Genomic DNA, 20,333 nt, shown 5'->3' with positions numbered 1-20,333 from the left:
CCTTCAGCCCTCCTTCAGGCCCAGCACGTCGAGCATGTCGTATTCGCCGGGCTTCTGCGTCTGGCCCCAGAAGGCGGCCTTCACGGCGCCCCGCGCGAAGAGGCTGCGGTCGGTGGCGACGTGCTTCAGCACGATCCGCTCGCCGGGCGCGGCGAAGATCACTTCATGCTCGCCCACCACGTCGCCCGCCCTCAGGCTCGCGAAGCCGATGTCGCCCCGCCGACGCGCGCCAGGCTCGCCGTCGCGGCCCCGGTCCGAGACCTCCGCGAGGTTCACGCCCCGCCCCGCCGCCGCCGCCTCGCCGAGCATCAGGGCGGTGCCCGAAGGCGCGTCCACCTTCCTGTTGTGGTGGGTTTCGAGAATCTCGACGTCGAAATCCGCGTCCAGAGCCTGCGCCACGCGCTTCGTCAGCAGGGTCAGCAGATTCACGCCGAGCGACATGTTGCCCGCCCGGATCAGCACCGCGTGACGCGCCGCAGCCTCGAGCCGCGGGAGCTGCTCCGGAACGAATCCGGTGGTGCCGATCACATGGACCAATCGCGCCTGAGCCGCCAGATCCGCATGCTCCAGCGTGGCGGCGGGCGCGGTGAAGTCGAGCGCGGCGTGGCTGTTCGCAAAGACAGGCAGAGGGTCGTCCGTCACCAGGATCCCGAGCTTGCGGCCGAATCCCAGCACCTCGCCGCCGTCCTGACCGATCCAGGGATGGCCGGGGCGCTCCGTGAGCCCGGAGAGCTCGGCGCCTTCGGTCCCCAGAACCTGGGCGGCCAGAACCCGCCCCATGCGGCCCGAGGCCCCAAGGACGGCGATGCGGATCGGCGATGACATGATGCGGGCTCTCCTCTGAACGGGAGAACCGGGCTAACGCGGCGCGGCCCGACGCGCAAGAGCCCTCGCGCAAGGGCTTTTCTTCCGCAGCGCGCTCAGAGCCGCTCCAGCCCCTCGTTGAAGCGCGCGACCGTCGCCGCGAACAGCGCGAAGGCGAGAAGCCCCGCCAGCCAGGGGAAGACTCCCGGCAGAAGACACAGAAGCCCGAGCGCCGCGTAGACCGACCATCTCTCCAGCCGCCGGACGGGCCAAGGATCGGCCTCGCCGCGGAATCCCGCGCGGTCGGCGGCGCGGCGCGCGGCGTGCAGGTCATAGGCGAGAGTCGCCGCCGACCAGACGCCCCAAGCGGTCAGCAGGGCCGCCGCCGCCAGTCCATGCGCCGCCGGAGCCTGGATCCCGAAGCCGAGAACCGCCAGGGCGGGCCCCGCGACGTTCAGCGAATCGTTGAGGAAGGCGCCCCGGTCGGTGCCGATGGTGGCCCGCGCCACGGCCCCGTCGAGGCCCCCGAGGAACCCCGCCGCCGCCAGAGGCAGCAGCCCGAGCCAGGACCAGCCGAAGGCGATCAGCGCGGCGGCCGCGACCATGCAGCCGAAAGCCGCCCAGCTGACCGAATCGGCGCGGGCTCCGAGCAGGGCGGCGCGTCGGCCCATGCGGTTCATGAAAGGATCGACGAGCGTCCTCAGACGCTGTTCAAGCACCCCGGCCTCAGCGCGGCGGCTGACGGCGGCGGTCCTCGACGCGGACCTCGGCGTAGCGCACGCCCTCGATCACGCCGTCCGGACGGGTGAAGGGGCCGGGCTCCTCGCGGGCTTCGGTCGACTTCGCCGCGCCCCCCCGGAGCTTCGCCCAGAGGCCCAGCGCCAGAGCCGCGCCGCCGCCGATCACCAGCAGGGCCGCCGAAGCGACCACCGCCGCCGCGATCAGCACGCCGCCCAGAGCCAGCGCCCCCATGGTCGCCAGAATCCCCCGCGGCGCGCGCGGCGTCGAGAAGATGAAAACCCGGTTCGGCATGAGATCGCTCCCTGGAAATCTCGTGGGCCTCGCGGCCCGGTCGGGCGCGCCCAGGCGCGCCGCTCTCCGGAAGATAAGCGTTCCTCGGCCTCCTGAAAAGACCCCCGGACGCAGGGCCTCGCCCCCGGCTCCTCACGTTCGCGCAAGCCCCCTCCGGGAGAGGCTCCCGAGGGCCCGGCCCGCGCGGAACCCCCTTGCGCCTTCTTCTTCAGGATGTTCAAACCCATGGTCAAGAACCTGGGCGGCCCTTACCATGCCGCCCGTCTTCGCGCGGGCGCTCCGCAGAGGCGATGCGCCCGCCCCGGCCGCAACAGGAGTCTTTCATGACCTTCACCCTGCCCGACCTGCCTTACGCTCATGACGCGCTCGCGTCCGCCGGCATGTCCGAAGAAACGCTGAAGCTGCATCACGACCTCCATCACAAGGCCTACGTGGACAACGCCAACAAGCTGATCGTCGGCACGGGCCTCGAGGACAAGACCCTGGAGGAGGTCGTCCGCGCCAGCCATGGCGACGCCAGACTCAAGGGCCTGTTCAACAACGCCGCCCAGCACTGGAACCACGTCCAGTTCTGGAGCTGGATGAAGCCCGCCGGCGGCGGCGAGCCTCCTGCGGCTCTGGCCGAGGCCCTCACGAAGGCCTTCGGCTCGGTCGAGGGCTTCAAGGCCGAGTTCGTGAAGGTCGGTCTGGCGCAGTTCGGTTCGGGCTGGGTCTGGCTGGTCTCGGAGAACGGCGCGCTGAAGGTGGTCTCCACGCCCAACGGCGAGAATCCGCTCCACGCCGCCGGACAGACCGCCCTGCTCGGCTCCGACGTCTGGGAGCATTCCTACTACGTCGACTTCCGCAACAAGCGTCAGGGCTACCTCGAGAACTTCCTGAACAAGCTCGTGAACTGGGACGACGTCGCGGCGCGCCTCGCCGCGATCTGAGGCCCCTCCTCCGCGCATCCCGACGCCGGGCCGGGCCTCTCGCGAGGTCCGGCCCTCTTCCATCCCGCTCCGCCGAGGCCGACATGTCCAAGTCCGGACCCTTCCTCTACGCCATCGTCGCGGTGGCCTGCTGGGGTCTTTCGCCTTTGCTCTATCATGCTCTGGAGCATGTCCCGGCGGGCGAGATCGTCGCCCATCGGGGGCTCTGGGGCGGCCTGATTCTCTTTGGAATCGGGATCTTCACCGGCCGCATCCCGCAGATCCGCGAGACCATGCGTCAGCCGAAGATCATGGGGCTGATCGCTCTGGCGGCCTTTCTCGTCTCGATCAACTGGATCGGCTTCGTCTGGGCGGTGCAGGTGGGACGCACCGCCGAATCGAGCTTCGGCTATTACATCTATCCCCTGATCGCGGCGGGCGCGGGCTACGTGCTGCTCGGGGAGCGGTTCTCGCGGCTTCAGGCGGTGGCTCTGGCTCTGGCGGGCGCGGCGGTGCTGGCTCTGGCGGCGGCGGGCGACGGCGTGCCCTGGCTGGCGCTCTATCTGGCGATCACCTTCGTCGCCTATGGATTCCTGCGCAAGCTCACGCCGGTCGGGCCCATGGCGGGCACGATTCTCGAAATGGCCATCGTCGCGCCTTTCGCGATCTTCTGGCTGGCGAAGGTTTCGGGCGGCGTCTTCGTCACGGGCGATTGGAGCGACCGCGCCTTGCTGATCTTCGCGGGGCTGGTCACGGGGGCGCCTCTGGCGCTCTTCGCCACGGCGACCAAGCGCCTGCCCTACTCCACGATCGGGATCCTGTTCTATCTGAACCCGACGCTGCAGTTTCTCTGTTCGCTCCATTTCGGCGAACCCGCCGACGCCGGAAGGCTGGCGGCCTTCGCGGTGATCTGGACGGCGGTGGGGCTCTATTGCTTCGACCTCTGGCGGCAGGGCCGACGCCCCGCGCCCGATCAGGTGAATCTCTGAAGGCTTGAGCCGGAACGGCCGCGACGACGCGCAGCCCCTGTTCAGGGCCGCGCGCCGCTGCGTCGCGTGGAGAGACGACGCTCTCGGGCGGCTCCGCCCAGCAAGAACCATGCTGGACGAAGCGGAGAACGTCGCGGCGCCTCAGCAGTAGAGCGAGGCGAGGTTCTTCGAGGAGCCCAGCGCGCTGGAGCCCATGCCGAGCACGCCGTTCACGCCCGCCTGGAAGCTGGTGAAGGCGCCGGTGCCGCTGGCGTAGCCGCTCACGCCCTTGCCGTTGATCCCGACCTGGAAGCCCGAGCCGTTGCCCGCGGCCATGATCGAGCCCTTGCCGTTCTCGAAGCCGAATTCGTAGGCGCCCTGGCCCTGGCCCGAGAGGAAGTTCTTCCCGTCGCCGACCTGGAAGCCGTAGTTCGAGGTGTTGCCCGAACCCCAGCCGCCGCCGATCCCGCCCCAGCCGCCGCCGATGCCGCCCCAGCCGCCGATGTTGATGTCGACGCCGATGTTCACGCCCGGAGCGCTGGGCTTCGTGGGGGTGGTCGGCTTGGTGGGGGTGGTCGGCTTGGTGGGGGTGGTCGGCTTGGTCGAGACCGGCGGGCAGTAGGGGGCGGCCGGCTTGGTCGGCTTGGAGGGCGTCGTGGGCTTGGAGGGCTTCGACGGGGTGGTCGGCGGGCAGTAGAAGGAGGATTTCGCGCCGTAGAAGGAGGAGCCGAAGGATTTCGAGAGGCTCGAGGAGATTCCCATTTATTTAAGTCCCCTATGGAAGTTCCGATATGAGTAACATAAGCCGGATTTTCCGAAATGGGAAGCTTGTTTCGTGTCAGAATAATCCATTTTTACGCATAGAGAGAAAAACATCCCTGGCGGAGCCCCCTCCAGACGGATCATTCCGACCCGGGCTTCCCGAAATCGCGCCGCGCCTTCTCCGCCCGGATCCCCCGTGAGGATCCGCGAATCAAGCCCGTGAAGAGAAGCCGGAGAGGCGGGCGGGCGAATCGGCAAGACCGCCAGGGCGCGCCCGAGGAAGGCCGCCCGGACGCCCCGAATCGGGACAGGCGGCCGCCGCGCCGGAGATCCGGGCGCGCGGAGCAGCCCGAAAAGCACGACGCGGCCCCCTTGCGGGAGCCGCGCCATGATCGGAACGCCTTCGAGGGGGACTCGAAGGGTTCGGGGGAGATCAGCAGAAGGCGTTCTTCCAGCTGTCCTGTCTGGCCCAGGCGCCGAAGCCCCCGAAGGGATTCGAGCCGCCGGAGAAATTCTGATTGTAGCTGTAGTTCTGGCTGTAGCCGTAGCTGCGTCCGCCCGAGCTCCAGGAGCCGCTGAAGGAGGCGGAGCCGCTCGATCCGCCGAAGCCCGGACGGCAGGCTCCGAAGCCGCCCGACCGATTCGCTCCGCCGAAGCCGCCCAGAGAGCCGAAGCCGCTTCCGAAACGGTTCGCGCCGCCGAAGCCGCCCATGGAGCCGAAACGGTTGGCTCCGCCGAATCCGCCGAAACGGTTCATGCCGCCGAAGCCCCCCATGGAGCCGAAACGGTTCGCGCCGCCGAAGCCGCCGAAGCCGCCGGAGCGGTTGGCGCCGCCGACGCTCACGCCCACCTGGACGCCGCCGCTGCGGACTCCGACGCGCAGGCCGTCGCCGTTCGAGGCGACGCGCACCTGGGCGCCCGAAGCGCCGCGCCCGCCCTGATTGAAGCTCTTGCGGAAACCGGACCCGCCGCCGGAGGACTCACGCGCATGAGCGCCTGAAGAACCGATCTTGCCCAAGGAACACATCCCGATCACTCCCGATGCAGGGTTTTCAACGACATGTTCCATGATAATCCCGGTTTTTTACTTATCCAAGATATAATGTCCCAAAATATTACTTATACAGGAAACATGTCTGAGCGCCGCCCCTCTTCGTCCCGAAACAGGTCAGAAGGCGAAATCCCCGACCCCCGCCGCCGCCCGCCAGACTCCCCCCGACGAGCGCGCGGCGCAGCCGCCATGAAAAGACGCGGCCCCCTTCCGGAGGCCGCGCCCTGCGTCGCGGCTCAAGCCGCGACGCGCGTCCGGATCACCGGATCAGCAGTCGACGCCGGGCTTGCCGGGCTTGCCGCCGCCATGGTTGTGGCCGCCGTGGCTGCCGTGGCCGCCCTGCGCGCCGCCCTTGCCGCCGCCAAAGCCGAAGCCCGGGAAGCCGCCGAAGCCGCCGCCGAAACCACCGCCGAAGCCGGGGCGATTGCCGCCGCCGAAGCCGAAGCCGCCGTGGTTGCCGTAGCCGCCGACATTCACGCCGACGCCGACGCCGGGGCGACCGCCGCCGATGTTGATGCCGATGTTGATGCCGTTGCCGCCGCGGTTGCCGCCGAAGCCGCCGTGGTTGCCATAGCCGCCGAAGCCGCCGCCGAAGCTGGGGCGATTGCCGCCGCCGAAGCCGAAGCCGCCGTGGTTGCCGTAGCCGCCGAAGCCGCCCTTGCCGCCGAAGCCGCCGTGACCACCAATACCGCCCAAGGACGAACCCATAGGAATATCTCCCATTTCGAAGTATTAACGACGAGTTGAGGATAGTCCAAAAAAAGCACAATGCAAGCGGTTATTGTTTCAGAATGGCGCATAAATGGTGGAAGTCCGCTTGACCTGCCCCGAAAAAGGACTTGCCTCCCGACCCGCCGCGAAGGATGCTCCGCAGGCCTTGCGCCTCCTTCCGATTCCCGCGCGAAGCCTCGATCCTGGAGCGCAATGACGGCTTTCTCTTCGCCCCGCATCGTCTCCGCGATCCTCGGGCCCACCAACACCGGCAAGACCCATCTCGCCATAGACCGCATGCTCGGACGCAAGTCCGGCGTGATCGGCTTCCCCCTGCGCCTGCTCGCGCGCGAAGTCTACGACCGGCTCGTGCGCGCGCGCGGGCCCTCCCAGATCGCGCTCGTGACCGGAGAGGAGAAGATCGTCCCGGCCACGGCGAAATATTACATCTGCACCGTGGAGGCCATGGCCCTCGACTGGGGCGCCGACTTCCTCGCGGTGGACGAGGTCCAGCTCTGCGCCGATCCCGAGCGCGGCCATGTCTTCACCGACCGCCTGCTCAACGCGCGCGGACTTCAGGAGACGATGTTCCTCGGCTCCGACTCCATGCGCGAGCGCATCCGCGCGCTGGTCCCCGAAGCCGAGATCCATCAGCGCGAGCGGCTCTCGACCCTCTCCTGGGTGGGCTCCAAGAAGCTGTCGCGTCTGCCGCCGCGTTCGGCGGTGGTGGCCTTCTCGGCGGAGAACGTCTACGCCATCGCCGAGCTGCTGCGCCGTCAGAAGGGCGGAGCGGCGGTGGTCATGGGCGCCATGAGCCCCCGCACCCGCAACGCCCAGGTGGAGATGTTCCAGTCCGGCGAGGTGGATTACCTCGTGGCCACCGACGCCATCGGCATGGGGCTGAATCTCGACATTCATCAGATCTTCTTCGCGGGGCTGGAGAAGTTCGACGGCCGCCGCCACCGGCCCCTGACGGTCGCGGAGCTCTCGCAGATCGCGGGCCGCGCGGGCCGCCACACCAACGACGGCGGATTCGGCGTCGCCGGCGAGGCCCGCCCCATCGACCCCGACATGATTCGCGAGATCGAGGAGCACCGCGTCGAGCCGGTCCGTCAGCTCTGGTGGCGCAACTCCAGGCTGGAGTTCGGATCGCCGGAGGCCCTGCGCAAGTCTCTGGAGGCGCCGCCGCCCGCGCCGGGCCTGATGCGGGTGCGGGAGGCCGACGACGAGGGCGTCCTCAGGATCCTGATGCGCGATTCGGAGATTCGCGATTCCGTCCGGGGCCGCCCCGCCACGAAGCTGCTCTGGGAGGTCTGCCAGACGCCGGACTTCCGCAAAAGCGGTTTGAACGAGCATGCGGCCCTCCTCGAACGCATTTACGCGTTCCTTAGCGGCGGCGGCGGCGTTATACCCACGGAGTGGATGGCCGACCAGATGGCCCGTCTCGACCGGACGGACGGCGACATCGACGCGATTTCGAAACGTCTGGCCTATATCCGGACCTGGACCTACGCGGCCCATCGTCCGGACTGGCTCGCCGACCCCGCCCATTGGCGCGAGGCGACCCGGGCGCTTGAAGACCGTCTGTCGGACGCGCTGCACGCGCGGTTGACGCAACGCTTTGTCGATCGGCGCGCGAGCCTGCTGATGCGCCGCTTGAAGCAGAAGGAGGAGCTCGTGGCGAGCGTGGATAAAGATGGATCCGTCGCCGTCGAGGGCGAGTTCGTGGGCCGCATCGAGGGCCTGCGCTTCCAGCCGGACAAGGAGGCCGAGGGCGCGCAGCTCAAGGCCCTTCTGGCCGCCAGCGCCGCCCCCGTCGCCGCCGAGCTGACCCAGCGCGTGGAGAAGCTCTACGCAGCCTCCGACGCGGAGATCGACTTCACGGAGCAAGGCGGACTCGTCTGGGACAACGTGGTCGTCGGGCGCATCGTGAAGGGCGCCGAGCCCCTCGCGCCCAGGGTCAGGGTCTTCGCCGACGACCTGCTGGAGGCCGTCAGCCGCGAGCGCGCCGAAAGGCGCCTCCAGCAATGGCTCGACCGGCGCGTGGCCACCCTCTTCGAGCCCCTGAACACTCTCAGGGGCGACGAGGCCATGACCGGCCTCGCGCGCGGCGTGGCCTTCCAGCTCTCCGAATCGCTCGGCGTGCTGCCCCGCACGGGCGACGCCGCCGCCAGCGTCAAGAGCCTCGACCAGGAAGGCCGCGGACAATTGCGCAAGCATGGCGTCCGGTTCGGCCAGCACACGATCTTCATCCCGGCGCTGCTCAAGCCTGCGGCCTCGCGGCTGAGGCTGACGCTCTGGGGCGTCTTCGGCGAGCTTGAGGAGATCCCGGCGCCGCCTCCGGCGGGCGTGGTCACCTTCCTCGCGCCCGAGGGCGTTCCGGCGCCCTATTACCCGATGTCGGGCTATCGGCGCAGCGGCGCGCGCGCCATCCGCATCGACATGCTGGAGCGCCTCGCCGATCTGATCCGCAATCTCGACGGCAGAGGCGGATTCGAGCCCTCGCTCGAAATGCTCTCCATCACCGGCCTGACGATGGACCAGTTCGTCGACCTCATGGCCGGGCTGAACTACGCCGCCGAAAAGGGCGAGCGCCCCAGGCGCAAGCCCGAATCGGCGAAGACCGCCGGAGCCGCTCCCGAAGCCGCTCCCCCCGTCGAGGCTCAGGCCCCCGAGGCCCCCGCCTCCGAGGCTCAGGCCCCCGCGCCGGAAGCCGACGCCGGGACGCCCGCTCCGGCTGAAGCCGAGGCCGCCGAGCCCCTCGCCGCCGAAGCTCCGGCCGAGGCTCCCGAGGCGCAGGCTCCCTCCGGGGCTCCTGCGCAAGCCGCCGCCGAGGCCGCGCCCAAGGCCAGAGAGCCCGCCCGCGAAGAGCTCGAAGTCTTCTATCTCCTGCGCTACAACCCCCGCCCCCGCGCCGAACGCGGCCCCCGCCGCGAAGGAAATCGCGAAGGCGGACGGGAAGGCGGCCGCGAGGGCGGTCCGCGTCGCGCGCCCCGTCCGGCGGGCGCCGGCGCCCCCGCCCCCGCGGAAGGCGCGCCGCGCGAAGCCCGCGAGCCGCGCGCGGATCGTCCGCCCCGTCGCGAAGGCGAGGGACGTCCCGACCGTCCGCGCGGAGAAGGCCGCCCCCAGGGCGAGCCCCGGCCCCAGGGCGAACAGCGCCCCCGCAGCGAAGGCGCCGACCGGCCGCCGCGCGAAGCCCGCGAAGGCGGGCGTCCGCCCCGCCGCGAAGGCGAGGGAGGCCGTCCCCAGGGCGGCTTCGAGCGTCGGGGAGGCGGCGCGCGCCGTCCGCCCGAGGATCGCGGCCCGCGCGCCTATGTGGCCGCGCCGCCGCCCGCCGCCGGCGAGAAGAAGGGCGCAGCCTCCGATTCGCCCTTCGCCGTGCTCCAGCGGCTGAAGGACCAGACTTGAGGCTCCGGCCTTGAGCAGGAACGGACGCGGCGGCGCCCGAGGCGCCCCGCAGGAGCCGGCGCCCGGATCCGCCGAGGAGCCGGGCGGCGCGCGCCGCCTCGACAAATGGCTCTTCGCGGCGCGCTGGTTCCGCACCCGGAGCGCCGCCGCCGAAGCCGTGGCCTCGGGCGCGGTGCGGCGCAACGGCGTCCGCTGCGAGAAGCCCGGCCAGACGCTCCAGCCCGGCGACGTCCTGACCATCCGCAGGGCGCGCGACGTGGCGCTGATCCGCGTGCTCGCCTTCGCCGAGCGGCGCGGCGGCGCCGGAGAGGCGCAGGCGCTCTATCAGGAAATCGGATCGGATCATGCCGAACCAGACCTTGCGTCGAAAGACGCGCGCGCCTAAGCACAGCGCCGGAGCTGCGTCTTCCGGGGCGCCGCGAGCTTGAGGGACTCCCGATGACTTACGTCGTCACCGACAATTGCATTCACTGCAAGTACACCGACTGCGTCGAGGTCTGTCCTGTGGACTGCTTCTACGAAGGCGAGAACATGCTCGTCATCCATCCCGACGAATGCATCGATTGCGGCGTCTGCGAACCGGAATGCCCCGCCGACGCGATCCGGCCCGACACCGAGCCCGATCTCGAATCCTGGATCGACCTGAACCGCAAATACGCCGGGCTCTGGCCGAACCTCACCACCGCCAAGCCCGCCCTGGCCAGCGCCGAAGCCCATGACGGCGAATCAGGCAAGCTGGAGAAGTATTTCTCCGAAGCGCCGGGCGAAGGCGACTGACCCCCTCCGGCGCGATCCTGACCGAAAGGTCAGGGCGCTTGCCGGGATGGGAATCCCTCCCGGGAAACTTGCGGCCTTCCGTCGCATTTGAGTGAAATTCATTTCAAAATTCATTTTGAGACAGCGTTCACGCCTTGAGAAAATCGCGTCTCAATGCTATAATCATGCCATAATCTGGTGAGAACACGTCGATCTTCACGCCCTGATTCCGGGACACGTGCGAGATTCGCCCGACATAACGGAGACGCTCCGGCTTTCCGCCGTGCGTCTTGCGTTATCGTGTCGAGTCGGGCGACCCGGTCGGAGGAGCGCGTCCATCGACTTGTCCGCCCGAAGGCGACCGCCGGACCAAGGCGCGTCCGCGCAAGCGGAAGGTCTCGTAAAGGCGCACCAACACGAAACAATTATGGGCGATCATGATGACGAAGACAACAAGCAAGACGCAGAAAAAGTCTCATTTTCGGGCGAATGAATATGTCGTCTACCCGACGCACGGCGTCGGGCGCATCGTTTTGATCGAGGAACGTGAAATCGCCGGCGCGAAACTTGAACTCTTCGTCATCTCCTTCGAAAAGGACAAGATGACGCTCCGCGTGCCCACCGCCAAGGCGGAAAGCATCGGCATGCGCCCGCTGGCCGACGTCGACACCCTGGGCAAGGCCCTCGACACCCTGCGCGGACGCGCCCGCGTGAAGCGGGTGATGTGGTCGCGCCGCGCGCAGGAATACGAGCAGAAGATCAACTCCGGCGATCTGATCTCCATCGCCGAGGTGGTCCGCGACCTGCATCGCGCCGACGACCAGCAGGAACAGAGCTACTCCGAGCGTCAGCTCTACGAGGCCGCCCTCCAGCGCCTCACCCGCGAGCTGGCCGTGGTCGAGAAGATCGACGAAACCGACGCCGTCAAGCGCGTCGAGAGCGCCCTCGTGCGCCGCGCCGCCTGAGCCGTCGCCTGAAATCCTTCCGCGATCCTTCGGGATCGCGCCCTCTGCTTCAACGCCCGCGCGCTTCATTTCCGAAGCGATCCTTCGCCCCGCCCGAGATCTCTCGGCGCGGGGCGTTTTCATCGCCGCAGAGTCATCGCCGCAGGGCGCGCGACCGCCCGGAGGGTCGGGATTCCCGGGGCGGCGTCACTCGCCGGAGGCCCCCAGCTCCTCAAGGCGCGCCTGATAGGCCGCGCGGTCGGTCAGGCCGTTGAACCAGCCCATGCAGGCCTCGAAGCGGAGCCATCCGGTCGCCCCGGCCTCGGCGGGGGGCTCGACGCAGGTGGCCTGTTCGCCGCGATCCGGCCCCGCATGCCAGGTGCCATAGGCTCCGCGCCCGCCCGACTCCAGCGCGAGGCTCTCGCCGCGGTCGAGGCTGGCGAAATTCGGCGCAGGCGCAGGCGGCTCCCGCCCGCAGGCCGACAGGATCAGGAGGGAGATCCCTCCCAACACGAGAATGCGCATCGTCGACTCCCCTTTTTCGAGAGGGCGAGCCTGCCAGAGACGCTCCTCCGCGTCATGCGCTTTTCAGACAGGATACGGAGGATCGCGCGCCCCGGAGAGGCCTTTCCGCAAGGAATCCGCGCGGCGCCTCAGTCGGGCGTCAGGCGATAGCCCACCCCGCGCACGGTGCGCAGGAAGCGCGGATTGGCGGCGTCGTCCTCCAGCTTGCGCCGCAGACGCGCCACCAGGACGTCCACCGCCCGCTCGTCTCCGGCGTCGAGCGCTCCCAGAAGCTCCCCCCGCTCCAGAGGCTCGTGCGGCCGCTCCGCCAGGACGGAGAGCATGGATTCCTCGGCGCCGGTCAGATGGACCGGCTCCTCGCCCCGCCGCAGCTCCCCGCGCGGGCGATCATAGGTCAGGGCGCCGAAGCGCAGCTCCGGCGGCGCCTCCGGAGCGGGCGTCAGCGGCGCCGGAGGCGGCGGACGGAAAGCCCGCCTCAGGATGGCCTCGATGCGCAAGGCCAGTTCGCGCGGCTCGAAGGGCTTGGCGAGGTAGTCGTCGGCCCCGGCCTCCAGCCCCTTGATGCGGTCGGCGGATTCGCCCCGCGCGGTCAGGAGCAGACTCGGCGGGCCGCCGGTCTCGCGCAGCCAGCGCGCCAGCGAGAACCCGTCCTCGCCGGGCATCATCACGTCCAGCACCACGAGGTCGAAGAGAATCGCCCCGATCAGACGTCGCGCGGCGGCGGCGTCGGCGGCGCCGCTGGCCCGCCAGCCCTGACGCGCCAGATAACGCTCCAGCAGCTGACGGATCCGCGCGTCGTCGTCCACCACGAGGATATGCGGCGGATCCTCCTTCATGAACGGGCGATCATGCTGAGGGCGCGGCCGCGCTCGGATTCGTCGATCATCAATTCGAGCACCCGACGGAATCCGGCGACGGCCTCGGGCCCGGCGGCCTGGAAGGCGGCGCGCATCCGGCGGCGCTGGGCCTCCTGGAGGCGCTTCTCCAGAGCCGCCCCCGCCTCGGTCAGATGCAGCCGCCGCTGACGGCGGTCCTTCTCCCCGACGCGCTGGGCGATCAGCCCCTGATCCTGCAGAGGGCGCAGCACCCGCGCCAGAGACTGCTTGGCGATGCGCAGCGTGGCCAGAAGCTCGGCGACCGTCAGCCCCGGATTCCCCCCCACGAAATGCAGCACCCGATGATGCGCCCGCCCGAGCCCCATCTCCAGCAGGATGGCGTCCGGATCGCTGGTGAAGTCGCGATAGGCGAAGAACAGGAGCTCGATCCCCTGACGCAGGTTCTGGTCGGTCAGATAGAGCAGATGATCCACCGAAAGCGGCGTGGCGGCGCGGTCGGAGGGCGGAGCGTGAGAGGAGACGGGCATGAGCGTCCTTGCCGAATCGCTTTCCGGGTGAAACGCTGGGCCGCCCGCAGCGGAAGGGCGTCGGACGGCGGCCCCCGAAATAGGGCATAAATGTTGACATAAATCTAGCCGACTGCTACCGCTCGCGCAAGGCCCCAGACAAAAGCGGCCGGAGGAGACGCCCCGTCAATCATATCGGATCTCATGAGATGTCCCAGCCCCAGCCTTTCCACGACCGTGACGGATTCATCTGGCAGGACGGCGTCCTGCGTCCGTGGCGCGAAGCCAACGTCCACATCCTGACCCATGCGCTGCATTACGCCGGGGCCGTCTTCGAGGGCGAGCGCGCTTACGGCGGCGTCATCTTCAAGTCGCGCCTGCATTCCGAGCGTCTGCACAATTCGGCGCGGATCCTCGGCTACAAGGTGCCCTTCTCCGTCGAGGAGATCGACGCCGCCAAGCAGGAGGTGCTCAAGGCCAACGGCCTCGTGGACGGATACATCCGCGCCCTGGCCTGGCGCGGCTCGGAGATGATGGGCGTCGCGGCCCAGAACAACAAGATCCACCTCGCCATCGCGGCCTGGGCCTGGGGCGCCTATTTCGCGGGCGAGCTCAAGGGCATCCGCCTGACCATGGCCGACTGGCGCCGTCCGGCGCCCGACACCGCGCCCTCCCAGGCGAAGGCCTCGGGGCTCTACATGATCGCCACGATGTCCAAGCACGCCGCCGAAGCCAAGGGCTACGCCGACGCCATGATGCTCGACTATCGCGGCCAGATCGCCGAGGCCACCGGCGCCAACGCCTTCTTCGTGAAGGACGGCAAGGTCCACACTCCGACGCCGGACTGCTTCCTCAACGGCCTGACGCGTCAGACGGTGATCGACATCCTGCGCCATCGTCAGATCGAGGTGGTCGAGCGGGCGATCCTGCCCAACGAGCTGGAGAGCTTCGAGCAATGCTTCCTCACCGGCTCCGCCGCCGAGGTCACGCCGGTCGCCGAGATCGGGCCCTATAATTACGAGGTCGGCGCGCTGACCCGGCAGGTCGTGCAGGATTACGCCGACCTCGTGCGCGGCAAGATCTCCATCTGAGCCGCAAGGCCGGATCGGGACAGGGGCGGAGCCGCGAGGCCCCGCCCCTTTTCACGTTCAGGCCAGCGCCGCGCATGCGGCGTGACGCGGACAATCCACCATGTGGTCGTTGACCAGCCCCATGGCCTGCATGGCGGCGTAGACGATCACCGGGCCGCAGAAGACGAAGCCCTCGGCCTTCAGAGCCTTGGCCAGCGCCGTGGATTCCGCCGTGGCGGTCGGGACTTCGCTCATGCTGCGGAATTCGTTCCGGATCGGGCGCCCCTCCACGAATTTCCAGAGGAAGTGCGAGAATCCTTCACGCGCCTCGATCTTCTCCCAGGCGCGGGCGCCCTTGATCGCGCCCTCTATCTTGCCGCGATGGCGCACGATCCCCGGATTCTGGAGCAGGCGCGCCACCTCCGGCTCGCCCCATTGCGCGATTCGCGCGGGCTCGAATCCCTCGAAGGCCGCGCGGAAGGCCGCGCGCTTGCGCAGGATCGTGATCCAGGAGAGGCCCGCCTGAAAGCCGTCGAGAATCAGCTTTTCATAAAGGGCCCGCCCGTCATGCTCCGGCACGCCCCATTCCTGATCGTGATAGGCGACATAAAGCGGATCCTGACCGCACCAGGGGCAACGGTCCACGGTTGAAGCTGCGGTCATGCGGCGATCTCCGGAAGAGAAAAGAGACAAAGGGCGGGGTTTTCGCAAGGCGCGTCGTGTTATCGCGAATCCGGTAGGGGTTTGGAAAGATCGCCCCGCCCATACCATGACTCCGACGCGATCACGCAGGGGCGCGGGGCCCTCGCGCGCGGGAGGCTTTGCGGGCGGGAGTTCGTCTTTTGACAGGCACGCGAATCGACGCCGAAGATCTCGCGCTCGCCTTGAAGGGCCTGGGCGACGCGGCCTTCGTCTGGCGGCTCGCCGACGACCGCCTGATCTGGTCGGAGAACGCCGAAGAAGCCCTCGACGCCCCCGGACTCGCGCGGATCGACACGGGCGCCGCCCTGCGCGCCCTTCTCGACGACGAGGATTGCCGCAATCGCGACGCCTGGCTCTCCGACCCTCATCTGCGCGGCTCCCTCGTCAGCGAATTCCGGTGGAAGGACTGCCCGGCGGGCGTCCCTCCCCGCTGGACCGAAGAGCGTCTGACCCTCGTCGAGGATTCCAGAGGCCCCCGTCTGGTCGGCGTGCTCCGCGACGCCAGCGCCCGCCGCGCGCGGGAGAACCGCCTCTCCTATCTGGCCTTCTTCGACCAGACCACCGGACATCTCAACCGCCCGCGCCTGCGCGAGCATCTGGCTCAGGTCATCGCCCGGACTCTGGCGACCCATGGCTCGGCGGCCTATCTGATCGTCGGCCTCGACAACATGGCCGGGGTGAACGACGCCTACGGCTACGACGTGGCCGACGCCGTCATCGTGCAGCTCGGCGCGCGGCTGGAGAAGCTGCTCCGCGTCGGCGATTCGCTCGGGCGGGTGGCGGGCGCCAAGTTCGGCGTGGCCCTGCCCGACCGCAGCCGCGCCGAAGTCGAGGAGCTGGTGGCCCAGATGCAGGCCGCCGCCCGCGATCCGGTGGTGCGCACCCAGGCCGGACAGGTGGCCATCACGGTTTCGGTGGGGGCGGCGCTGCTGCCCGACCACGGCCGCGCCACCCACGACGCCATGGCCGCCGCCGAAGAGGCCCTCTTCCGCGCCCGCGCCCAGGGGCCCAACAGCTTCATGATCTACGAGAGCCGGGGCGGCGGCGCCGAGCTGCGGCGGCGCAACATCACCATGGCCGGACAGATCGTGACCGCGCTGCAAGAGAACCGCATCACGCTGGCCTATCAGCCGGTGGTGCGCTCGGACGATCCCAAGGTGATGGCCTTCCACGAATGCCTGATCCGGATGCGCGATCCTTCCGGACGCATCTCCGCCGCCGCCGACTTCATGCCGGTGGCCGAACAGCTCGGCCTCGTGCGCATGCTGGACCGCCGCGTGCTGGAGCTGGCCTTCGCCACCCTGCGCGACGTTCCCAACCTGCGCCTGAGCATCAACGTCTCGCCGCAATCGGCGCTGGACCGCGACTGGATGCGGTCCCTGCGCGAGCTTTCGGAGGAACGCCGCGACCTCACCGAGCGGCTCATCGTCGAGATCACCGAGGCCACCGCCATCCACGACGGCGGCCAGACGGCCGACTTCATCACCAATCTGCGGAATCTCGGCTGCGCCATGGCCGTCGACGACTTCGGCGCGGGCTACACCTCCTTCCGGCATTTCAAGCGGCTCAAGATCGACATCGTGAAGATCGACGGCGTCTTCGTGAAGGGCGTGGAGAACAATCCCGACAACCGCACCCTCGTGCGCACGCTGGTCGAGATCGCCCGGAACTTCGAGATCATGACCGTCGCCGAGATGGTCGGCGAGGCGGAGGCCAAGACCTTGCGCGAACTGGGCGTCGATTGCCTCCAGGGCTATCATTTCGGGCGTCCGGAGCTGCATCCCGCATGGCTGCGCGACCTCGACCGCTCGCGGAGCGCGCTCGGCAAGGCGGAAGGCGCTTGACCCTCCGCGCCGGGGCGGCCTAACTCTCGGCCCATGAGCCAGAGACTTTCCCCCGAAGAGATCGACCGCTTCGGCGCCGATCCCCAGGAGACCTTCGCCCGCAATCTCGCGGGCCTGCGCGAACGCATCGCGGCGGCCGCCCTGCGCGCCGGACGCGATCCGGCGGAGATCCGGCTTCTGGCCGTCAGCAAGACCGTGCCCGCGTCCGCGCTGCGGGCGGCTCTGGCGGCGGGGATCTCCGATTTCGGCGAGAACAAGGTCCAGGAAGGCCTGGAGAAATCCGCGGAGCTGGCCGGAACCTCCGCCCGCTGGAGCGTCATCGGCCATCTCCAGAGCAACAAGATCAACCAGATGCTCCGCTTCGCCCATGAATTCCACGCGCTGGATTCGCTGAAGCTCGCCGAGGCGCTGGACAGGCGCCTCGAAGCCGAGGGCCGCGCGCTTGAAGTTCTGGTGCAGGTCAACACCTCCGGCGAGGAGAGCAAGTCCGGCCTGCCCCCCGAGGCCCTGCCCGAATTCCTCGACGCCCTGCCCCGCTTCGCTCGGCTCAGACCCAGGGGCCTGATGACCCTCGCCGCCCTGACCGAAGATCAGGCCCGCATCCGGGAATGCTTCCGCCTGCTGCGGCGTCTGCGCGACGAAGCCGTCGGGGCGCATCCCGAGATCCGCGCGCTCTCCATGGGCATGTCCGGAGATTTCGAGGCCGCCGTCGAGGAAGGCGCGACCATCCTGCGGCTGGGGTCGGCGCTCTTCGGGGCGCGGAATCCGGGGCCCTCGATCACGCCCGCCTGAGGGCTCCGCCGCCGCGCTTGACCTCGGCGCCGCGCCGCGCCTACCCATGGGCCTTCGGCGCGCGGGAGGGCCGCGCCTTCCCGAAAGCTGAAAGGCCTCGTCATGTCCGCTGTTCTCGACGCGCTCCACGCGCGCCGCTCGGTTTCGCCCCGCCGCATGGAGACGGGCGCGCCCGGCCCCTCCCTCGACCAGATCCGCGCCATCGTGGACGCAGGCTGCGCCGCGCCCGACCATGGGCTCCTGCGGCCCTGGCGCTTCGTCTACATCCCCACCGGCCTGCGCGAGACCCTCGGCGAGCGCTTCGCCGTCGCCGAGAAGGAGATCCGCCCGGAAGCCTCGGCGGAGCACCTCGCCACGACCCGCATGAAGGGAATCTGGGGATCGGAGACCATCGCGCTCATCGCCCGGATCGAACCGGAGCGCGATCACATCTCCGAAACGGATCAATGGCTGAGCGTCGGGGCGGCCATGCAGAACATGCACCTCGCCGCCGAGGCCTTCGGCTGGCGCGCCATGGTGATCTCGGGCCCGCGCCTCGAGTCGCAGACGCTGCGGACGGCCTTCAAGCTCGCGCCGGAAGAGCGTCTGGTGGGATTCCTGGTGATGGGGACGCCCTCCGTCCCCTTCCCCCAGCCGCCGCGCCCCACCTCCGCCGAGAAGCTGACCCTCTGGGAGGGCTGAAGCCTCCGGGGCCCGAGGGAATCCGCGCCTTCAGGGCGCCGAAGATCCTCCGCCCGCGCTCATGAAAAGACCCCCGCCCTTCCCGGGCGGGGGTCTTCTTGTGGTCGTTCCGGGCCCGCCGGGCGGCGGCGCGCCCGGAGGCCTCGTCTCAATTCGCCTGACGACGCAGGAAGGTGGGGATGTCGCGCGGGGAATCCCCGCCGCCGTCCTTGGATTCGCCGCGACGATCCGCCTGGGGCTCCTCGCGGCCGACGCCGCCGAGGCTCTGCGTCATGCGGCGCAGCAGATCCAGACCGCCGCCGCTGAGCAGCGAGCTGCGGGCCTGCTGGTTCGGCGCGGGCTGGGCCGGAGCCTCCGCCGGCAGAGCCGAACCGCGCGCCGGAGCCGGAGCCGCGGAGCCCGTCTCCACCGAAGGATCCACGATGCGCTCGACGTTGGGGCGCAGGATGGAGCCGGTTTCGGCGGGCGCAGGCGCGGCGGCGGCCGGAGCCGGAGCCTCGGCGCGAGCCTGGATCGGCTCGGCGCGGGGCGTGGGCTCCTGATGATGGACCGGCGCGGGAGCGCGGGCCTCGACGGGGGCCGCCGGAGCGGGCGCGGCGGGCGGCTCGACGCGGGGCGCGGCGGAAGCCGTCTCGGAGGGGCCGCGCGAACCGGGCGTCGAGGGACGGGGCGGCGGGGCGTAGGGCGTGGTGGCCGCGCGGCGGACCGCATTGCGCACCGAGGTGTTGACTCCGCCGCCCGGCTGCGGCGGCGAGGGCAAGGCCCGACGCGGCGGCAGCGGCTCGCGGGCGGGCGGATCTCCGCCGCCGGCGACCGGGGAATTCTTGAGGTCGACGTCGATGCCCGTCGCGACCACCGAGACGCGCATGCGTCCCTGCATGGTCTCGTCGAAGCAGCTGCCGACGATGATGTTGGCCTCGGGATCCACTTCCTGACGGATGCGGTTGGCGGCCTCGTCCACCTCGAACAGCTTGATGTCGTAGCCGCCGGTGATGTTGATGAGCACGCCGCGCGCGCCCTGCAGCGACACGTCGTCGAGCAGCGGATTGGCGATGGCGCGTTCGGCGGCGTCGACGGCGCGGGTGTCGCCGTCGGCTTCGCCGGTGCCCATCATGGCCTTGCCCATCTCGTTCATGACGGTGCGGACGTCGGCGAAGTCGAGGTTGATCAGGCCGGGCATGACCATGAGGTCAGTGACGCCCTTGACGCCCTGATAGAGCACGTCGTCGGCCAGCCGGAAGGCGTCGAGCACGGTGGTCTGCTCGTTGGCGACGCGGAAGAGATTCTGGTTGGGGATGATGATCAGCGTGTCGACGTAGTTCTGGAGCTCCTCGATCCCCGAATCGGCGAGCTTCATGCGCTTGCCGCCCTCGAAGAGGAAGGGCTTGGAGACCACGCCGACGGTCAGCACGCCCATTTCACGCGCCGCCCGGGCGATGACCGGAGCCGCGCCGGTGCCGGTGCCTCCGCCCATGCCGGCGGTGATGAAGCACATGTTCGCGCCTGCGAGATGATCGATGATCTCGTCGATGGTGTCTTCGGCGGCCTCGCGGCCGACCTCGGGGCGCATGCCGGCGCCCAGACCCCGGGTGACGCCGTTGCCCATCTGTATGCGGCGCGCCGAGCGCGAATGGGCCAGCGCCTGGGCGTCGGTGTTGGCGACGACGAATTCGACGCCCTCCAGCCCCTTGTCGATCATGTTGTTGACGGCGTTGCCGCCGGCTCCGCCCACGCCGAAGACGGTGATCCTCGGACGCAGTTCGCTCTCTTCGGTGATTTTCAAATTCAAGGCCATGCTCCGGCTCCGCCCGCTCAATCGATTTTTAACGCCTGCCTCGTTTCTTGTGATTCCGGAGAATAACGTAAAGATTCAAGCGCGTCACGGCCAAAACGGACCCTTTTGGGCGAAATTATGGTGATGTCTCCGTCACTTGCGCCTGCAGAGCGAAGGAAAAGCTGAGAAACCGGATGCGCGAATCGACGTAAGCCACGCTGGGGTCTGAGCTTCGCGGAGCGCGATTTCGCCCCCGCGC

General features: G+C 69.3%; 21 protein-coding genes. 10 read left to right on the top strand and 11 right to left on the bottom strand.

The features are described from left to right. Positions 1-3: 3 nt before the first annotated feature. From dapB to PHN62_RS03535, 3 genes are all read right to left on the bottom strand, one after another. Positions 4-825 carry a 4-hydroxy-tetrahydrodipicolinate reductase gene (gene dapB, locus PHN62_RS03545; protein WP_300146371.1) on the bottom strand — a complete coding sequence of 274 codons (822 nt, stop codon included), beginning with the start codon at positions 823-825 and terminating at the stop codon, positions 4-6. A 95-nt stretch (positions 826-920) separates the two neighbouring features. Further along, the gene (locus PHN62_RS03540) at positions 921-1,523 is read right to left on the bottom strand and encodes a CDP-alcohol phosphatidyltransferase family protein (RefSeq protein ID WP_300146368.1); all 603 of its coding nucleotides are present in this window, start codon (positions 1,521-1,523) and stop codon (positions 921-923) included. A 7-nt stretch (positions 1,524-1,530) separates the two neighbouring features. Further along, a complete protein-coding gene (locus tag PHN62_RS03535) occupies positions 1,531-1,836 on the bottom strand; it encodes a hypothetical protein (protein WP_300146365.1) in 306 nt (101 codons plus the stop codon). A gap of 323 nt (positions 1,837-2,159) precedes the next feature. On the opposite strand from PHN62_RS03535, the gene PHN62_RS03530 reads away from it, so the two are divergent. Together PHN62_RS03530 and rarD are read left to right on the top strand one after the other, a co-directional pair. After that, positions 2,160-2,765: a superoxide dismutase gene (locus PHN62_RS03530; RefSeq protein ID WP_300146362.1), complete on the top strand. Its 606-nt coding sequence runs from the start codon at positions 2,160-2,162 to the stop codon at positions 2,763-2,765. 83 nt (positions 2,766-2,848) lie between these two features. Further along, positions 2,849-3,733 carry an EamA family transporter RarD gene (rarD, locus tag PHN62_RS03525; RefSeq protein WP_300146360.1) on the top strand — a complete coding sequence of 295 codons (885 nt, stop codon included), beginning with the start codon at positions 2,849-2,851 and terminating at the stop codon, positions 3,731-3,733. 141 nt (positions 3,734-3,874) lie between these two features. On the opposite strand, the gene PHN62_RS03520 is transcribed toward rarD, so the two are convergent. The 3 genes from PHN62_RS03520 to PHN62_RS03510 all read right to left on the bottom strand — a co-directional run bounded on the left by PHN62_RS03520 (position 3,875) and on the right by PHN62_RS03510 (position 6,233). Beyond that, positions 3,875-4,474, bottom strand: a complete 600-nt coding sequence (locus PHN62_RS03520; RefSeq protein WP_300146357.1) for a hypothetical protein — start codon at positions 4,472-4,474, stop codon at positions 3,875-3,877. Positions 4,475-4,907: 433 nt separating this feature from the next. Continuing rightward, positions 4,908-5,501 carry a hypothetical protein gene (locus PHN62_RS03515; RefSeq protein WP_300146354.1) on the bottom strand — a complete coding sequence of 198 codons (594 nt, stop codon included), beginning with the start codon at positions 5,499-5,501 and terminating at the stop codon, positions 4,908-4,910. 291 nt (positions 5,502-5,792) lie between these two features. Further along, positions 5,793-6,233, bottom strand: coding sequence for a hypothetical protein (locus PHN62_RS03510; protein ID WP_300146352.1), 441 nt, complete (start codon positions 6,231-6,233; stop codon positions 5,793-5,795). Between the two features lie 216 nt (positions 6,234-6,449). Here PHN62_RS03510 and PHN62_RS03505 point away from each other — a divergent pair, with 216 nt between their 5' ends. The 4 genes from PHN62_RS03505 to PHN62_RS03490 all read left to right on the top strand — a co-directional run bounded on the left by PHN62_RS03505 (position 6,450) and on the right by PHN62_RS03490 (position 11,365). Then, positions 6,450-9,644, top strand: a complete 3,195-nt coding sequence (locus PHN62_RS03505) for a helicase-related protein (protein ID WP_300146349.1) — start codon at positions 6,450-6,452, stop codon at positions 9,642-9,644. Between the two features lie 10 nt (positions 9,645-9,654). Further along, positions 9,655-10,029, top strand: a complete 375-nt coding sequence (locus PHN62_RS03500; protein WP_300146347.1) for a S4 domain-containing protein — start codon at positions 9,655-9,657, stop codon at positions 10,027-10,029. A gap of 53 nt (positions 10,030-10,082) precedes the next feature. Then, positions 10,083-10,421, top strand: a complete 339-nt coding sequence (fdxA, locus tag PHN62_RS03495) for a ferredoxin FdxA (protein WP_300146344.1) — start codon at positions 10,083-10,085, stop codon at positions 10,419-10,421. Positions 10,422-10,840: 419 nt separating this feature from the next. Next, entirely contained in the window at positions 10,841-11,365 is a 525-nt protein-coding gene (locus PHN62_RS03490) for a CarD family transcriptional regulator (protein ID WP_300146341.1), read from the top strand. A 186-nt stretch (positions 11,366-11,551) separates the two neighbouring features. Here the strand turns inward: PHN62_RS03490 and PHN62_RS03485 are convergent, their stop codons facing one another. The 3 genes from PHN62_RS03485 to PHN62_RS03475 all read right to left on the bottom strand — a co-directional run bounded on the left by PHN62_RS03485 (position 11,552) and on the right by PHN62_RS03475 (position 13,232). Continuing rightward, positions 11,552-11,869 (bottom strand): hypothetical protein, encoded by a 318-nt coding sequence (locus tag PHN62_RS03485; RefSeq protein WP_300146338.1) that lies wholly within the window; start codon positions 11,867-11,869, stop codon positions 11,552-11,554. A gap of 128 nt (positions 11,870-11,997) precedes the next feature. Further along, positions 11,998-12,705, bottom strand: coding sequence for a response regulator (locus PHN62_RS03480; protein WP_300146335.1), 708 nt, complete (start codon positions 12,703-12,705; stop codon positions 11,998-12,000). Then, complete coding sequence (locus PHN62_RS03475) at positions 12,702-13,232, bottom strand: MarR family transcriptional regulator (protein WP_300146332.1); 531 nt, start codon at positions 13,230-13,232, stop codon at positions 12,702-12,704. The genes PHN62_RS03480 and PHN62_RS03475 overlap by 4 nt, the downstream gene beginning before the upstream one ends. 188 nt (positions 13,233-13,420) lie before the next feature. Between PHN62_RS03475 and PHN62_RS03470 the strand changes: the two genes are divergently transcribed. Next, positions 13,421-14,302, top strand: coding sequence for a branched-chain amino acid aminotransferase (locus PHN62_RS03470; protein ID WP_300146330.1), 882 nt, complete (start codon positions 13,421-13,423; stop codon positions 14,300-14,302). 57 nt (positions 14,303-14,359) lie between these two features. Here PHN62_RS03470 and PHN62_RS03465 read toward each other — a convergent pair whose 3' ends face one another. Then, positions 14,360-14,944 carry a DNA-3-methyladenine glycosylase I gene (locus PHN62_RS03465; protein ID WP_300146327.1) on the bottom strand — a complete coding sequence of 195 codons (585 nt, stop codon included), beginning with the start codon at positions 14,942-14,944 and terminating at the stop codon, positions 14,360-14,362. A 179-nt stretch (positions 14,945-15,123) separates the two neighbouring features. Between PHN62_RS03465 and PHN62_RS03460 the strand changes: the two genes are divergently transcribed. The 3 genes from PHN62_RS03460 to PHN62_RS03450 all read left to right on the top strand — a co-directional run bounded on the left by PHN62_RS03460 (position 15,124) and on the right by PHN62_RS03450 (position 18,300). Further along, positions 15,124-16,827, top strand: a complete 1,704-nt coding sequence (locus tag PHN62_RS03460) for a bifunctional diguanylate cyclase/phosphodiesterase (protein ID WP_300146324.1) — start codon at positions 15,124-15,126, stop codon at positions 16,825-16,827. Between the two features lie 33 nt (positions 16,828-16,860). Then, entirely contained in the window at positions 16,861-17,619 is a 759-nt protein-coding gene (locus PHN62_RS03455; RefSeq protein ID WP_300146321.1) for a YggS family pyridoxal phosphate-dependent enzyme, read from the top strand. A gap of 102 nt (positions 17,620-17,721) precedes the next feature. Beyond that, on the top strand, positions 17,722-18,300 hold the full coding sequence (locus PHN62_RS03450; RefSeq protein WP_300146318.1) for a nitroreductase family protein: 579 nt from the start codon (positions 17,722-17,724) through the stop codon (positions 18,298-18,300). Positions 18,301-18,448: 148 nt separating this feature from the next. Here the strand turns inward: PHN62_RS03450 and ftsZ are convergent, their stop codons facing one another. After that, positions 18,449-20,095, bottom strand: coding sequence for a cell division protein FtsZ (gene ftsZ / locus PHN62_RS03445; RefSeq protein WP_300146315.1), 1,647 nt, complete (start codon positions 20,093-20,095; stop codon positions 18,449-18,451). Between the last annotated feature and the right edge of the window lie 238 nt (positions 20,096-20,333).

The sequence above is a fragment of the Neomegalonema sp. genome (genome assembly GCF_028688855.1).
Classification (GTDB): Bacteria; Pseudomonadota; Alphaproteobacteria; order Rhodobacterales; family Rhodobacteraceae; genus Neomegalonema.
This window is presented reverse-complemented; position numbering and strand designations above follow the sequence as displayed.

Bases quoted from the DNA above. Each gene is read 5' to 3' on its own strand.
- PHN62_RS03520 (WP_300146357.1), bottom strand. From the start codon at position 4,474: ATGGGAATCTCCTCGAGCCTCTCGAAATCCTTCGGCTCCTCCTTCTAC.
- PHN62_RS03480 (WP_300146335.1), bottom strand. From the start codon at position 12,705: ATGAAGGAGGATCCGCCGCATATCCTCGTGGTGGACGACGACGCGCGG.
- PHN62_RS03455 (WP_300146321.1), top strand. From the start codon at position 16,861: ATGAGCCAGAGACTTTCCCCCGAAGAGATCGACCGCTTCGGCGCCGAT.
- PHN62_RS03490 (WP_300146341.1), top strand. From the start codon at position 10,841: ATGACGAAGACAACAAGCAAGACGCAGAAAAAGTCTCATTTTCGGGCG.
- PHN62_RS03485 (WP_300146338.1), bottom strand. From the start codon at position 11,869: ATGCGCATTCTCGTGTTGGGAGGGATCTCCCTCCTGATCCTGTCGGCC.
- PHN62_RS03475 (WP_300146332.1), bottom strand. From the start codon at position 13,232: ATGCCCGTCTCCTCTCACGCTCCGCCCTCCGACCGCGCCGCCACGCCG.
- rarD (WP_300146360.1), top strand. From the start codon at position 2,849: ATGTCCAAGTCCGGACCCTTCCTCTACGCCATCGTCGCGGTGGCCTGC.
- PHN62_RS03510 (WP_300146352.1), bottom strand. From the start codon at position 6,233: ATGGGTTCGTCCTTGGGCGGTATTGGTGGTCACGGCGGCTTCGGCGGC.
- PHN62_RS03470 (WP_300146330.1), top strand. From the start codon at position 13,421: ATGTCCCAGCCCCAGCCTTTCCACGACCGTGACGGATTCATCTGGCAG.
- dapB (WP_300146371.1), bottom strand. From the start codon at position 825: ATGTCATCGCCGATCCGCATCGCCGTCCTTGGGGCCTCGGGCCGCATG.
- fdxA (WP_300146344.1), top strand. From the start codon at position 10,083: ATGACTTACGTCGTCACCGACAATTGCATTCACTGCAAGTACACCGAC.
- PHN62_RS03515 (WP_300146354.1), bottom strand. From the start codon at position 5,501: ATGTGTTCCTTGGGCAAGATCGGTTCTTCAGGCGCTCATGCGCGTGAG.
- PHN62_RS03530 (WP_300146362.1), top strand. From the start codon at position 2,160: ATGACCTTCACCCTGCCCGACCTGCCTTACGCTCATGACGCGCTCGCG.
- PHN62_RS03505 (WP_300146349.1), top strand. From the start codon at position 6,450: ATGACGGCTTTCTCTTCGCCCCGCATCGTCTCCGCGATCCTCGGGCCC.
- PHN62_RS03450 (WP_300146318.1), top strand. From the start codon at position 17,722: ATGTCCGCTGTTCTCGACGCGCTCCACGCGCGCCGCTCGGTTTCGCCC.
- ftsZ (WP_300146315.1), bottom strand. From the start codon at position 20,095: ATGGCCTTGAATTTGAAAATCACCGAAGAGAGCGAACTGCGTCCGAGG.
- PHN62_RS03535 (WP_300146365.1), bottom strand. From the start codon at position 1,836: ATGCCGAACCGGGTTTTCATCTTCTCGACGCCGCGCGCGCCGCGGGGG.
- PHN62_RS03465 (WP_300146327.1), bottom strand. From the start codon at position 14,944: ATGACCGCAGCTTCAACCGTGGACCGTTGCCCCTGGTGCGGTCAGGAT.